This is a genomic window from Bartonella sp. CE47NXGY (genome assembly GCF_042195415.1).
In the GTDB taxonomy this organism is placed as follows: Bacteria; Pseudomonadota; Alphaproteobacteria; order Rhizobiales; family Rhizobiaceae; genus Bartonella.
In genome coordinates, this window is the sequence record NZ_JBHIOI010000208.1 from 1 (window position 1) to 806 (window position 806).

Sequence of the window (806 nt, forward strand, 5' to 3'; positions counted from 1 at the left end):
TCTTCAAATTAGCAAAGGCAAAGATAATAATAATATAAAATTTGATCTAGCTAAGGATATTGCAGTCAATAAAGTAAATGCAGGAAGCAGTACCTTAGATGCAACAGGCTTAGTGATTACAGGTGGACCGAAAATAATCATTTCTGGGATAGATGCTGGGGGTAAAAAGATTACAGGAGTGTCGGATGGCACTGGAGCGAACGATGCAGTTAATTTTTCACAGTTAAGCAAAACCAATGAGAGTCTTTCGTCCACAGCGAGAAATCTGGAAACGGCTATGGCCAATACATCAAAATATTTTGGTGGAGGTGCAGGAGTTGCTGGTTCTGCTATGACGGGACCAACTTATAACTTATCCAAGATTGATACAAAGGGTAATATAACAGAGGGCTCTTTTAAAGATGTTGGTAGTGCATTTACTGGTCTTGATACAAATATCAAGAATGTGAATGCACGGATTAAAGAGGTTTCTGAAGGAGTAGCACAGGATTCTTTGAATTGGAGCAAGGAAGCCAATGCCTTTGTAGCGCGTCATGAGAAGAAGCAAGAAGAAAAAGGCAAAGCTGTAAGAACACAAGAAAACAGTAGAATTACGTTCCTTGCAAATGGTGAAATTACCCAAAACTCAACAGATGCAGTAAATGGTGGTCAGCTCTATACAATGGGTAACACGCTTGCAACCTATTTTGGTGGAGGTGCTGGATATGATGAAGTGGGCATATGGAGAGAACCGGATTTCAAGATCAAGCAGTTTAGTGAGGATGGTACTTCTTTTGACAAGAACTATACGAATGTAGCTGATGCAC

The 806-nt window shown here is 40.1% G+C and carries 1 pseudogene; it reads left to right on the plus strand.

Annotated elements, in window-relative coordinates:
* Positions 1 to 806, plus strand: a pseudogene (locus tag ACFIL3_RS10690) (hypothetical protein); the annotation flags it as partial.